The sequence below is a fragment of the Paraglaciecola sp. MB-3u-78 genome, from assembly GCF_002835935.1.
Classification (GTDB): Bacteria; Pseudomonadota; Gammaproteobacteria; order Enterobacterales; family Alteromonadaceae; genus Paraglaciecola.
In genome coordinates this window covers 16,470-30,837 of the sequence record NZ_PJCF01000015.1, presented here as the reverse complement: position 1 = coordinate 30,837, position 14,368 = coordinate 16,470, and the positions used below count along the sequence as shown (strand labels likewise).

Annotated in this window: 8 protein-coding genes; 3 read left to right on the top strand and 5 right to left on the bottom strand. The window is 41.3% G+C overall.

Annotated elements, in window-relative coordinates; all coding sequences use genetic code 11:
* Positions 1–36: 36 nt before the first annotated feature.
* The 5 genes from CXF95_RS25525 to CXF95_RS25505 all read right to left on the bottom strand — a co-directional run bounded on the left by CXF95_RS25525 (position 37) and on the right by CXF95_RS25505 (position 4,988).
* Positions 37–708 (bottom strand): riboflavin synthase, encoded by a 672-nt coding sequence (locus tag CXF95_RS25525; protein ID WP_101201304.1) that lies wholly within the window; start codon positions 706–708, stop codon positions 37–39.
* A gap of 58 nt (positions 709–766) precedes the next feature.
* Positions 767–1,918 carry a bifunctional diaminohydroxyphosphoribosylaminopyrimidine deaminase/5-amino-6-(5-phosphoribosylamino)uracil reductase RibD gene (ribD, locus tag CXF95_RS25520; protein WP_101201303.1) on the bottom strand — a complete coding sequence of 384 codons (1,152 nt, stop codon included), beginning with the start codon at positions 1,916–1,918 and terminating at the stop codon, positions 767–769.
* 69 nt (positions 1,919–1,987) lie between these two features.
* Positions 1,988–2,437 carry a transcriptional regulator NrdR gene (gene nrdR / locus CXF95_RS25515; RefSeq protein ID WP_101201302.1) on the bottom strand — a complete coding sequence of 150 codons (450 nt, stop codon included), beginning with the start codon at positions 2,435–2,437 and terminating at the stop codon, positions 1,988–1,990.
* A gap of 130 nt (positions 2,438–2,567) precedes the next feature.
* Positions 2,568–3,824, bottom strand: a complete 1,257-nt coding sequence (gene glyA / locus CXF95_RS25510) for a serine hydroxymethyltransferase (protein ID WP_101201301.1) — start codon at positions 3,822–3,824, stop codon at positions 2,568–2,570.
* 168 nt (positions 3,825–3,992) lie between these two features.
* Positions 3,993–4,988 (bottom strand): Gfo/Idh/MocA family protein, encoded by a 996-nt coding sequence (locus tag CXF95_RS25505; RefSeq protein WP_101201300.1) that lies wholly within the window; start codon positions 4,986–4,988, stop codon positions 3,993–3,995.
* Between the two features lie 159 nt (positions 4,989–5,147).
* Between CXF95_RS25505 and ettA the strand changes: the two genes are divergently transcribed.
* The 3 genes from ettA (at position 5,148) to CXF95_RS25490 (ending at position 14,226) form a co-directional block, all read left to right on the top strand.
* Complete coding sequence (gene ettA / locus CXF95_RS25500; RefSeq protein WP_101201299.1) at positions 5,148–6,815, top strand: energy-dependent translational throttle protein EttA; 1,668 nt, start codon at positions 5,148–5,150, stop codon at positions 6,813–6,815.
* A gap of 589 nt (positions 6,816–7,404) precedes the next feature.
* Positions 7,405–10,629, top strand: a complete 3,225-nt coding sequence (locus CXF95_RS25495; protein ID WP_101201298.1) for a TonB-dependent receptor domain-containing protein — start codon at positions 7,405–7,407, stop codon at positions 10,627–10,629.
* A 105-nt stretch (positions 10,630–10,734) separates the two neighbouring features.
* Complete coding sequence (locus CXF95_RS25490; protein WP_101201297.1) at positions 10,735–14,226, top strand: lamin tail domain-containing protein; 3,492 nt, start codon at positions 10,735–10,737, stop codon at positions 14,224–14,226.
* The last annotated feature ends 142 nt before the right edge of the window (positions 14,227–14,368 follow it).

Below are 14,368 nucleotides of genomic sequence, written 5' to 3'. Positions count from 1 at the left end.
TCGCCCTTGGGACCAACACATTTGGGTGACCCTACTTTACTTCAAATAGCCGTTTTCTGCTAAAAACGCCATGCTGATATCTTTTTTATGATTATCACTTGAATCATCTGATGCTTTGTCACCTAACATCAATCTTTCAAGATAACGGGCGATAATATCTACTTCTAAATTAACCTTAGTACCGACTTGATAAAGCCCAATAATGGTTTCCTTCAAGCTATGTGGAATAAGAGTTAATAAAAATTTAGCGCCATTCACTTGATTGACAGTTAGGCTTACACCATCAACCGTAATCGAGCCTTTCTCAGCTAAATATTTGGCTAACTCGTCAGGCGCTTTGACCCATATTTCTATGTAACGGCCAACAGGTGTAATAGATAATACGTCACCCACACCGTCCACATGACCACTGACAATATGCCCACCTAAACGACTAGTAGCTTGTAATGCTTTTTCAAGATTAACCTTACTACCCGCTTGATAGTTGGCAAAGCCGGTGCGTTTAATAGTCTCGTGTGAAACGTCAGCGCTAAAGCCATGTTTCGACATGGCGACGACGGTTAAACACACACCGTTATTTGCAATACTATCACCAAAGGACACATCACTCATATCCAGTTTGTCAGTTTTAATCGACAACCTTATGTCTGCACCTGAAGGTATCAAAGCTTCAATCAGTCCCACGTCTTCTATAATTCCAGTAAACATAATCTCTCAATAACGTGATTCATGGGTAAGATAATACTTTAATGATGAGTCCGATGGTTTAATGATTAAAAAGCGCAGTCATTTTTATATCGTCGCCCACTTGCCGAATATCGGCCCAAGTGAGGTCAGCCACCTCATCCATAACTTCAATTGTCATAGTATCAAACAGGTTTTGCCCTGCGTTCCCTATTAACTTGGGCGCTTGATACAAAATCAATTCATCAATCAGTTTATTTTGCAGTAATGCACCCGCAAGTTTAGCACCCGCTTCAACCCAAATGTGATTTAGCTGCATCTCACCTAACTTGGCAATCACTTTAACTAAGTCTAACTTATTGCCGTTAAAAGGTGCTTGCCATTGACTCACATGGGGTGCAAATTGATGATCACTGGGCTGACCATTAACAAGCAAAACATTACCCGCAAGGTTGTTTTCAAAAGACTGCAGGCAACTTAACGATGGCGGCAACTGATTACGCCCATCCAATAGCACCCGCAAAGGTTGACGTAAGTCTGTTTGCGCTAACACATCAGCAGCTAAGTTAAGTTCAGCATAACGCACGTTTAACATAGGGTTATCGGCTATTACTGTGCCAGAACCCGATAAAATAGCGCAGCTTCTGGCGCGATGCCTTTGCACATCCTGCCTTGCCAGTGGGCCAGTGATCCATTGACTTAAACCGTTTGCTAACGCAGTTTTACCATCCAAACTTGCCGCCAGTTTAACTGTGACCCAAGGTTTACCAGTACGCATACGTTTTATAAAGCCACGGTTAAGCTGTTCAGCTGAGGCTTGTAATAAACCATGCTCAGTTTTTATCCCAGCTTCTTGTAGCTTTATTAAACCATTCCCAGATACCAGTGGATTAGGATCAACCATAGCCGCCACTACCCTAGTAACACCTGCCTCGATTAATGCATCTGCGCAAGGTGGTGTTCTGCCATAATGACTGCAAGGCTCTAGCGTCACATAGGCAGTTGCTCCTTTGGCTGAGGCTCCTTTTGAAGAAATACCCGCTTGTTCTAATGCATGTACTTCTGCATGGGGCGTTCCCGCCTTTTTGTGCCAGCCTTCCCCCAGAATGACACCTTGGCTATTACTGATAACACAACCCACATTAGGATTAGGAGCAGTAGTATATTCGCCGCGTTTAGCTAATTGAATAGCACGAGCCATCATCTGATGATCTGTTTTAGAAAATTGAGTCATGGGTTACCAATAAATAAATACATACATACACATACAAGAGTGTAAAGAAGACAATTACCAGAGCAGAATTCAGTCGCCCAACCGCGCGATCTCTTCTCCAAATTCTCGAATATCTTCAAACGAACGATACACAGACGCAAAACGCACATAAGCAATTTTATCGAGTTCTTTCAATGCATCCATTATCAAATTACCGAGAAATTCACTACTGACCTCGCGCTCACCTGTGGCTCGCAGCGAAGATTTCAGACGACTAATACACTGCTCTACTTGTTCGGTACTGACTGGGCGTTTTTCTAAGGCGCGCTGCAAACCAGCCCGCAACTTGTCTTCATTAAAAGGCTCACGAGAGCCATCACGCTTGACTATCCGAGGCATCACCAATTCTGCCATCTCAAATGTCGTAAAACGTTCTTTACATACCGTGCACTCTCTTCTGCGTCTCACTTGGCTGCCATCAGCCACAAGACGGGAATCGATGACTTTAGTTTCTTGTACAGAACAAAATGGGCAAAACATAAATGATTTCAAATTTGGATAGTGAATAAGACTAAATTAACAAAATTCCACGGCCAGTCATACTATAAGCAATAAAAAGCAATAAAAAAGCCGACTTTCGTCGGCTTTTTTATATCAATCTAGCAATCGCTTAGGCATAAACAGGGAATTGCTCACACAATGTAACTACTTCACCTTTAACACGTGCAATCACAGATTCATCATTGATGTTATCTAATACATCACAAATCCAATTGGCGACTTGTTTGGCTTGCTGTTCTTTAAAACCACGGCGTGTAATAGCGGGTGAGCCAAGACGTAATCCACTGGTGACAAAAGGTGAACGAGGATCATTTGGCACTGAGTTTTTATTAACAGTGATATTAGCGTTACCTAACGCAGCATCCGCATCTTTACCTGTGTATTCTTTGCCAATTAAGTCTAATAAGAACAAATGGTTTTCGGTGCCACCTGAAACAACTTTGTGCCCACGCTCTTGTATCACAGCAACCATAGCTTTAGCGTTCAGAACCACTTGCTGCTGATAAACTTTAAACTCAGGTTGTAGCGCTTCTTTAAAGGCAACCGCTTTAGCAGCGATGACATGACACAAAGGCCCACCTTGATTGCCAGGGAATACCGAACTGTTGAGCTTTTTATAAATAGCTTCATCACCACAAGCCGATAAAATCAACCCGCCGCGAGGACCAGCCAAAGTTTTATGGGTAGTAGTGGTGACAACATGAGCATGAGGAAGAGGACTAGGATAAACACCTGCCGCAACCAAACCAGCAACGTGAGCCATATCCACTAACAAATATGCCCCTACTTTATCTGCAATTTCACGGAATTTCTGCCAATCAACTATGCCTGAATAAGCAGAGAAACCAGCGATAATCATTTTAGGTTTGTGTTCAATCGCCAATGCTTCCACTTCCGCCATATCAATTTCGCCGGTATCAGGATGCAAACCATACTGCACCGCGTTATAGGTTTTACCCGAGAAATTAACGTGTGAACCGTGAGTCAAATGACCACCGTGGGCCAAACTCATTCCTAATACTGTATCTCCGGCATTGATCAATGCCATAAATACAGCAGCGTTAGCTTGTGAACCTGCATGTGGCTGTACATTGGCATAATCGCAACCAAACAATTGTTTAGCCCGTTCAATGGCTAAATCTTCAGCAATATCTACATATTCACAACCACCGTAATAACGTTTATGTGGATAGCCTTCTGCATATTTATTAGTTAACTGGGAACCTTGAGCTTCTAAAACACGTGGGCTGCAATAGTTTTCAGAAGCGATCAGCTCAATGTGATGCTCCTGACGTTGGTTTTCATCTTGAATTGCTTGGAACAATTCCGGGTCAAAATCAGCAATATTCATATCACGTGTTAGCATCACTTTTCCTCAACTATGGGGTAATTAAAATTAGGGTTAACACACCCTAAATAAACAGCGCATAGTTTAGTTATTTTAAACAATTTGTATAGTGGCAATGTGGTATGACAAACAACCAAAAGTTGTAACGCTTTTTGCACGCTTTTTTATACACAATGATCCTATTAATTACAGCGCTTCAATCGAACCCGGAAAGTGCACCCCAATTTGCTTGCGGATATTATCCATCACATTAAGTACTCCTATGCTGTCGCGATGTGACATCAAATCACTGCACTGCCTATTTTGTTCGATGCACTCCATGCTTTTTTCAATTTGATATTCAAACCCGTTAACCGGATGAGGAATGTCAATACTTTGAATTAACTTGTTATCGCGATAAATAGAAGCAGTATCAGTATCCCAAAAACAGGCGGGTAAATTTACGTAACCTTCTGTTCCCACTATCCGCATCGTATTGCTGGTTTGAGATAACATAGAACAAGTAAATTGCGCATAACGGCCAGATGCATAATGCATATTTGCTAATACATGTCCGTCTACGTTTTGATCAGTTAATTGCCCCATAGCGTCAACTTTATCAGGGTGTTCCTGAAGTAAAAACTGACTGACGGTAATACTATAAATACCTAAATCCAGTAGTGACCCACCAGCAAGCTCAGCCTTTAGCAAACGACTTTTTTCTCTATTTTGAAATGCAAAACCAATTTCTGACTGAATATATTGAATATCCCCTATTATGCCTTCATTTAATAGCTGCCTAAGTTTTGATAAACAAGGCATAAAACGGCTCCACAAGGCCTCCTGCAACAGTAAATTTTTGCGTTGAGCTAATTCAACTAACGTTTGCATTTGTTTGGCATTTACGGTGCAAGGTTTCTCGACTAACACGTGTTTACCCGCTTCTAAGCACATTTTTGCTTGTTGATAGTGAAAGTTGTGAGGGGTAGCAATATAAATAATATCGATCTCGGGATCAGCCAGCATTTTCCCGTAATCTGAGTAGGTTTTTTCAATTTGATAGGTGTTCGCAAACTCGGCTGCTCGCTCTGTTGAACGACTGGCTACTGCCAAAATTTTACCTTTTTTAGACGACTTGATTGCTTTTGCAAATGTATTAGCAATATTTCCAGGACCTATGACGCCCCAATTAAAGCCACGCATGTTTTACCTTATTAACAGTCAAAGAGAATAAAATACTACGATAGCTGACGCTAAATCACATCCATTATTCATAAAAAGCCACACTAAAAATCACAATACCTTTTACCCTGCCCTTGCACTGACTTACACTACTCACAAATTAACTCAATAAAGACAGTTATGGCTCAATACGTTTACAGCATGCTTCGTGTCGGTAAAGTGGTTCCACCCGGCAAACATATCTTAAAGAATATTTCCCTTAGTTTTTTCCCCGGTGCAAAAATCGGTGTATTGGGTTTAAACGGTTCAGGTAAATCCACTTTACTAAAAATCATGGCTGGCATAGACACTGAAATTGAAGGTGAGGCGATCCCTCAAACCGGATTAAAAATTGGCTATCTACCCCAAGAACCTCAATTGGACGAAAGCAAAGATGTGCGCGGTAACGTAGAAGAAGCAGTGGCAGATGTAGCACATGCTCTAAAACGTATCGATGAAGTTTATGCAGCCTATGCAGAAGAAAACGCGGACTTTGATGCCTTAGCGAAAGAACAAGGTGAGCTAGAAGCCATCATCCAAAGTAAAGATGGGCATAATCTCGAAAACGCCTTAGAACGCGCAGCCGATGCCTTACGCCTACCACCTTGGGATGCCGACGTTAGCAAACTGTCAGGGGGTGAGCGACGCCGCGTTGCACTGTGTAAATTGCTACTCGAAAAACCTGAAATGTTATTACTCGACGAACCTACTAACCACTTGGATGCAGAGTCAGTGGCTTGGTTAGAACGTTTCTTACATGATTATGAAGGCACAGTGGTCGCGATTACTCATGATAGGTACTTCCTTGATAATGTAGCTGGGTGGATACTCGAGCTTGACCGTGGCCAAGGTATACCTTGGGAAGGTAACTATTCATCTTGGTTAGAACAAAAAGATGCACGTCTTGAGAAAGAAGAAAAAACCGAGAGCGCCAGACAAAAATCCATCAAAACTGAGCTAGAGTGGGTGCGATCAAACGCAAAAGGTCGCCAATCAAAAAGCAAATCGCGTATGGCTAGGTTTGAAGAACTCAATACCGGCGATTACCAAAAACGCAATGAAACCAACGAGTTATTTATCCCACCCGGTGAACGTTTAGGGGACAAAGTCATTGAAGTAACGGGCCTCAAAAAATCCTATGGTGATCGATTATTAATTGATGACCTCACTTTCAAAATACCCAAAGGTGCCATTGTTGGCATAGTCGGCCCTAACGGAGCGGGTAAATCCACCTTATTCAAAATGCTCAGTGGTGACGAGCAACCCGATGCCGGTAAAATTGATGTGGGTGAATCAGTACACTTAGCCAGCGTCGATCAGTTCCGCGACCAAACGAACGGTGACAATACGGTTTATAAAGAAATCTCTGATGATTCAGAGATTATCCGCATTGGAAACTTTGAACTAAACAGTCGCGCATACTGTGGACGTTTTAATTTTAAAGGTTCAGACCAACAAAAGTTTATGAAAAACTTGTCGGGTGGTGAACGCAACCGTGTGCATCTCGCTAAATTATTAAAAGCCGGCGGCAACGTTTTGCTTCTGGATGAGCCCACCAATGACTTGGATGTTGAAACGTTACGCGCCCTGGAAAACGCCATTTTGGAGTTCCCGGGCTGTGTGATGGTTATTTCTCATGATAGGTGGTTTTTAGACAGAATAGCCACTCACATAATGGACTATCGTGACGAAGGAAAAATCAATTTCTATGAAGGTAACTACACCGAATATGCCGCATGGTTAAAAGCGACCTATGGAACAGATGTGGTTGAACCTCATAGGTTGAAGTATAAAAAAATTAGTAAATAACGATTAACCACTAATATTAACCACTAATAAAAAGGCGCATTCAGCGCCTTTTTATTTTCTTACAACGCTTAACAACTCTTAGAATATGGTTAAACAAAAGCGGAAATTATTTAGGTATTGTTACTTAGGTACTTATATTTTTGGGTGCTTATATGCCATTTTCGAATGTTCGCAGTCAGTAATTCAAACGAAATTTCTTTATAGCATTCAGAGTAAACACGTCAAAAAACACTGTTCCGCTGCTTTTTCAACAATACCGACTCATTATTTTACCGGATCAAAAAGCTTATATATCAATAAATTATTTGCATAGACCAAATGGTCAGGTTTTGCTCAATAAAAATACAACATGCGGGTTTTCAAGCCACTAACGCTCACTTTATAACCAACTGAATTTACGCACAAAATCTTAACGAAAATGCACATTGTATGTTTATTTTCACCTCCTTATACTATCTCAGATTTTTATTCGTGAATGCTCACTAGATGATCCATTTTTACCTACAAACATAATAATTAACGGGTGAATAATTAAATAAACGGACTTGTTTTTATCTCACCTGATTTGATAACAATTAGGGAAACACACATGAAAACCATGTTGAAACGCACTGCGTTATGCTTGGCAATGACTGCAGCACTAGGTGCCAGTAATATTGCTTCGGCTAACGAAACATCCTCAGCGATGCGCGGCAAAATTATCACTCCAGAGGGGCAGGCCGCCACAAACACCAAAGTTGTAATTATTCACCAACCATCTGGTACTACCAGAGAGTTTCGTACTAATGAAGCGGGTACTTTTTTAGCAACAGGCTTGCGAGTTGGTGGTCCTTATATGGTGTCCATTGATTCCGATGTTTATCGTGATACTGACTCAGACAATATTTTTTTACAACTCGGTGATACTTACCGTTTTAGTGTCCAGTTAGAAGACAGCAACCTTGAACGTATTCAAGTAACTGCCGGCCGAATATTCGAAACCAACGGTGCGGCTAGCGTATTTGGCGAAGATATGATTAACCGACTTCCTAGCTTTGACAACGATATTAAAGATATCGCTCGTCTAAATCCCTTGGTTAATATCAATGGCAGCGGTGACATGACAATCGCTGGAGGCAACCCACGCACTAACAACATTACTGTTGACGGTATCGGTCAAAATGATGATTTTGGTTTGAATTTTGGTGGTTATCCTACAGAACGTTCACCTATTAGTTTAAGTTCCATAGCGCAAATTTCGGTAGCAGCCGCACCATTTTCGGTACGAAAAACGGGTTTCTCAGGCGGAGCCATTAATGCGGTAACAAAATCAGGAACCAATGAATTTAAAGGCAGTGCTTTTTATGAATTTACTGATCCTGACCTTTCCGGCAAAGTTGAAAGACCTTCACAGATTTTTGATGGTAGTAATCCTGTCCTTGATGATGATGGGTTTAGAACCTATGAATTGAATTCTGTCGATTCTTCTAACAGCCAAAGTACAATAGGTCTTTCTATCGGCGGACCGATAATTAAAGATAAATTATTCTTCTTTCTTGATTATGATCAATGGAAAAGTGACCTTGATTTAGATTACGGATTTGAAGGCAGTGGAGCAGCAAATGAATATAATACCTCAGAAGACAATTACAACGAGGTCTTAAGAATACTCGATACTGTTTATGGTTTAAGCGACTCTCTTGGCGGTGATCCAGAAGATACTAATGATCGTGGTTTGCTAAAGATAAGCTGGAATATAAGCGATTTACATCGTATGGATCTTACTTATCAATGGCAAGACGATAAAGATGAGCGCAATTTTGGGCTAGGTGGTAATACCGTTAGTCTAGCCTCTAGCCGTTATGTTTATGATACTCAAATGAATAATGTTGCTGCAAAATTTTATTCTAGTTGGTCAGATGAATTCAGTACTGAATTTGGTATTTCCTTTAAAGATGTTAAAGCTAATTCCATTACCAATAGCGATTTTGGTAGTGTAATAGTAGAAGAGTTTTTTCGTGGCCCATCTTATGAATTTGGTACTGACGTCTTCCGTCACGCCAACGCGTCTGAAAATGAAAATCTAACCATTCATTTAGATGCTAACTATCTCTATGGAGAGCATGACATAAGTTTTGGTTTCGAACTCCAGCGTTTACGTTTATATAACTTGTTTGCAGAAAATTCTTTGGGTTCTTGGGAGTTTGATAGCCTTGTAGGATTTGAAAATCGGGAAGTAGGAAATTTCCGAGGCAATTATGATTTTAGCTATGCCAATGCTTATACTAATAATGCTCAGGATACTGCTTACGACACAGTTCGTTATACGTCGGCTTTTTATATTGAAGATAACTTTGAACTGTTCGATAACGTCGAGGTTACCGCAGGTCTTCGTTATGAAAGTTTAAGTTCAGAAGATAAACCCACCCTTAACGCTAATTTCCTTGAAACCTATGGTTTTAGAAATCAAGAGAATCTTGATGGTTTAAGTATTATCTTGCCCAGAATTAGCTTCAAATGGTTTGTAAACGAGGACGTTAAGGTACGTGGTGGTTTAGGGCGTTTCTCAAACAAAGTGCCTAATGTTTGGTACAACGGACCATTCACTAAAGATGGCATAACATTAGTGGAAGCAAACGAAAGTGTTATCAACAATTATTTTGCTAATACTACGGCCCCAGCCGATTTCACCTCCGTACCACAAGCAATACAAGACTCCCTTGAGGCTGGTTCAGGTAGCACAAATTACACCGATCCCAACTTCAAACTGCCTTCTGATTGGCGCGCCCAGTTAGCGATTGACTATATCTTTGATATTCCGATGTTAGGCGAAAACTTCTCTTGGACCACTGAACTGCTATACATCAAAAAGCAAAATGAAGCGGTTTGGTACAATACAGCGCTAAACCCACTAGACGAGAATGGTAGTCTAAATTACGCGGCTGATGGTATTCGCCTGATCCAACAAAGTATTTATGAAGGTGATGCGGCCGAAAATTTCGACATTATGATGACGAATTCAGATGACGATGGTCGCAGCATTATCTTTACTACTTCGTTGGCAAAAGATTGGGATAATGGCATGAGTGTCAGCATGAACTATGCCAATCAAGATGTGACGGAAAACCAAGTTGGCTCTTCTTCTCGAAACCAAAGTAACTACAAACACCTTGTGGGCGTTAACCGCAATCAAGCATTTGCAGATACTGGCCATTACCAAATTGAACATAGCTTTAAGTTAAATCTTGGTTACAACACTGAAGTGTTTGAAGGTTATACCACACGCATTAACTTATTCTTAGAACGTCGTTCAGGTCGTCCATTTAGTTGGGCTATGGGCATGTTTAGAGATGAAGACTTTGGCGACACAGAAGAATTCTATACCAATTCAGCTTACCTCCCTTATATTCCAAGTGGTGCCGATGATCCCAATATTGATTGGGATAACTCAATTAGCTGGGATGAATTATCTACCGTACTAGACCGTGCTGGTGTTAATGCTTGTGGTTGTATTTTAGATCGTAATACAGGTCGTCAACCTTGGGTAACGACTGCCGATTTAAGTATTCAGCAGGAGATCCCTGGTTTTGCTAAAGGCCACAAAGGCACCCTCTATTTTACCATTTCTAATTTAGGTAATTTGCTTAATAAAGACTGGGGCCTTGAGCGTCGACTTAGCTTTTCTTCGGTTAATTTGTACGACTTAGGTGGACTGTCTAGCGAAGGTCAATATCAAATTGACGAGGTTTTTAGAGGCTATGATACGCGTAATTATTCCCAGGTTGATTTTGCCTCAGCTTGGCGCATCAAGATGGGCGTACGCTACTCATTCTAAGTCATTCATTCCAAATCATTCTTTTTAATTGCTACAGGCGCATTTTTTTGCGTTGTAGCAATGTGATTGATAATAAAATTCAAATACGAATAACGGATATATAAAATGAAACAAATATTTAAAAAGGCCATGTTGACCACAGCATTGTCTTGCCTCTTGTCTGCAACGGCAATGGCAAATGTTGTTATAACTGAATATGTTGAAGGCAGTAGTAGTAACAAAGCGATTGAAATTTCCAACCTGGGGTCTGCTGCGGTTGACTTGGCTGCTGACGAGTACAAACTTGCTCTGTATAGCAATGGCAGTGTTGATGAAGGTAATACCGAATTGTTGACTGGCACATTATCGCCTAACGCCTCTTTGGTTATTTACAACTCAGGAGCTGATCCTGAATTTATTTTTGATGCCCCTAATGGGATTGCCTCAACCGTAACTTTCTTTAACGGTGATGATGCAATTCTACTCACTAAAGCAGACGTTGTGGTGGATAGTTTTGGCCGCGTTGGTGAAGACCCAGGCAGTGCGTGGACTGATGCAAATGATGCTGATTTCAGCACAGCGAATAAAACACTACGTCGTTTAAGCTCTGTAACAACTGGTGATGCTATTTCTGACGATGCTTTTCCTGGCACCAGCATCGAATGGCTGACGTTTGATTCAAACACCGCAGATGGTTTGGGTTGTAGCGGTGAAACGCTGTGTTCAAATGATAATACTGGCGGCGACCCTGCTGCAGCATCCATCTTAATTACTGAATATATTGAAGGTGGCGGTAGTAATAAAGCAATTGAAATCACCAACATAAGTTCAACAGACGTTGATTTGGGTGCTGGCGCATACAAACTTGCACTTTATAGTAATGGTAGTGTTGATGAAGGCAATACAGAGTTGTTGACTGGCACGTTAGCGCCAAATGCTTCTTTGGTGATTTACAACTCAGGTGCTGATCCTGAATTTATTTTTGATGCCCCTAATGGGGTTGCCTCAACCGTGACTTTCTTTAATGGTGATGATGCAATTGTTCTCACAAAAGCAGACGTAGTGGTGGATAGTTTTGGCCGCGTTGGCGAAGATCCAGGCAGTGCTTGGACTGATGCAAATGACGCTGATTTCAGCACAGCAAATAAAACACTGCGCCGTCTAAGTTCTGTAACGACTGGTGATACTGTTGTTGACGATGCTTTTCCTGGTGCAAGCAACGAATGGTTAACGTTTGATCGAGACACAGCTGATGGCTTAGGTTGCGCAGGTGAAGTTGCCTGTTCAGATGATAATACTGGCGGCGGAGACCCTGTTGCCCAAATAGTATTAATTACCGAATATATTGAAGGAGGCAGTAGCAATAAAGCAGTTGAAATCACTAACTTAGGTTCAACAGATGTTGACCTGGGTGCTGGCGAGTACAAACTTGCACTTTATAGCAATGGCAGTGTTGATGAAGGCAATACCGAGTTATTAATTGGCACGTTAGCGCCGAATGCTTCTTTAGTCATATACAACGCTAGTGCAGATCCAGAATTTGTTTTTGATGCCCCTAATGGGATTTCTTCACAGGTTACTTTTTTCAACGGTGATGATGCACTTGTACTCACTAAAGCAGGCATTGTAGTAGATAGTTTTGGTCGTGTTGGCGAAGATCCAGGTAGTGCTTGGACTGATGCAAATGATGCTGATTTCAGCACAGCGAATAAAACACTTCGCCGTCTAAGTTCGGTAACGACTGGTGATACTGTTATTGACGATGGTTTTCCTGGTGGCGCAAGCAACGAATGGCTAACATTTGATCAAGACACCTCTGATGGCTTAGGTTGTCCTGGTGAAGGTGTATGTACAAATGATAATACTGGCGGCGGCAACCCGGTTAACGCAAACGTATTAATTACTGAATATATTGAAGGTGGTAGCAACAATAAAGCGTTTGAAATATCTAACCTTGGTACTGAAAGCGTAGATTTATTTACCGCAGGTTATCGACTAGAAGCCTTTAATAATGGCAATACCGATGCTAGTAATAGCGAAAACTTGATCGGCATTTTGGTACCTAATTCTAGTATCGTTATCTTCAACAGCGGTGCAGACGAAGTATTTAAAAAATTAGCGCCTCAAGGAATTGCCTCAAATGTCACTTTCATTAATGGTGATGATGCTTTGGTATTAACGGTCAATGGCACCATTGTTGATAGTTTAGGCCGCATTGGTGAAGATCCAGGAAGTGAGTGGACTGATCCTAATGATGCGAATTTTAGCACGGCGAATAAGACTCTTCGGCGCCTAAGTACGGTTACTACTGGTGATATTATCGTTGACGATGTCTTTCCTAACACACCTAACGAATGGGTAGTGTTTGATAAAGATACGTCTGACGGCTTAGGTTGCCCTGGTGAAACGGCTTGTACTGGTAACGAACCTCTTCCACTTGAAGGCGAAGGAATCGTGCCACAAACAGGTCTTTGCTTGAATTGCCCAGATATAACTAAAATAGCCGATGCGACAACCTTTATCGCTTCTGATTATTATGCAGTCGCGCTTGCCGCTGACCCCGCTGATCTTAGAAATGAAGTGAATACTATTATCTCTACTAATCACACACAACTTAGTTATGGTGAAGTATGGAGTGTATTGACCTTTTCAGATGAAGATCCAGATAATTCAGATAATATTATCACGCTTTATAGAGGTGATTCCCTGCCTAAGTTTTCAAATGGCAGTGGTGCCCAATCTTCAGATCCTGATGCGTGGAACCGTGAACATGTTTGGTCAAAAAGTCATGGTTTCCCAAATCAATCTCAACTTGGCTATACCGATGCTCACCATTTACGTCCTGCAGATGCATCAGTGAATTCTACCCGCAGTAACTATGACTTTGAGGCAGGTGGTATCCCAGTAGCGGAATCTCCACTTAACTCTGTAGATTCAGCCAATCGTACGTTTGAACCTCGTGATGAGGTAAAAGGTGACGTAGCGCGTATGATGTTCTATATGGACGTACGTTATGCAGGTGCTTCAACCGAAGATACCCCTGATTTAATCTTAGTTGACAATATTGGCACAGATACCGGCTCACCTGAATTTGGTAAATTATGTACTTTGTATGATTGGCATTTAATTGATGTAGTCTCTGCAGCAGAAACTCAACGCAATGATGTAGTCTACGAGTATCAAGGCAATCGAAATCCGTTTATCGATTATCCTGAGTGGGTAGATACCATATTTGGCTCAATCTGTATGCCAAATACCCCACCTGAAATTAATATCACAGGTGATGCCGTTGTGAGTGAAGGTGCTATGGTGACTATTGATGCGTCTGGATCTAGTGATTTTGACAACGATCAATTAACCTACCAATGGGTGCAGTTGACATCTGAGTTGATCTCTTTTGACACTTCAGCAGCCACCTTGAGTTTTCGAGCTCCTCAGGTAAGTGATGACATACCGATTAGATTCCAGTTGACTGTATCTGACGGTTTATCTACGGTGACCACAACTTACAATGTTGTAGTGGAAAATAACGAAAGTGGTGGTTCAATGGCTTGGTTAAGCTTATTGCTGTTATCAATGTTACATATTCGCAATAGAAAGACTAAGTTCAACTCATAGTTTTACCATGAGTTGATTTACTTCGAAAAAACCAAAGCCAGATAGAATTTAATTCTAACTGGCTTTTTTTTAATGACACCTTGTATCCAGTTAGGAAGCATTGACATGTATACCCATTGTAAATGTTGTCAAATAATTCTAA

Bases quoted from the DNA above. Each gene is read 5' to 3' on its own strand.
- CXF95_RS25495 (WP_101201298.1), top strand. From the start codon at position 7,405: ATGAAAACCATGTTGAAACGCACTGCGTTATGCTTGGCAATGACTGCA.
- glyA (WP_101201301.1), bottom strand. From the start codon at position 3,824: ATGCTAACACGTGATATGAATATTGCTGATTTTGACCCGGAATTGTTC.
- ribD (WP_101201303.1), bottom strand. From the start codon at position 1,918: ATGACTCAATTTTCTAAAACAGATCATCAGATGATGGCTCGTGCTATT.
- nrdR (WP_101201302.1), bottom strand. From the start codon at position 2,437: ATGTTTTGCCCATTTTGTTCTGTACAAGAAACTAAAGTCATCGATTCC.
- CXF95_RS25505 (WP_101201300.1), bottom strand. From the start codon at position 4,988: ATGCGTGGCTTTAATTGGGGCGTCATAGGTCCTGGAAATATTGCTAAT.
- CXF95_RS25490 (WP_101201297.1), top strand. From the start codon at position 10,735: ATGAAACAAATATTTAAAAAGGCCATGTTGACCACAGCATTGTCTTGC.
- ettA (WP_101201299.1), top strand. From the start codon at position 5,148: ATGGCTCAATACGTTTACAGCATGCTTCGTGTCGGTAAAGTGGTTCCA.
- CXF95_RS25525 (WP_101201304.1), bottom strand. From the start codon at position 708: ATGTTTACTGGAATTATAGAAGACGTGGGACTGATTGAAGCTTTGATA.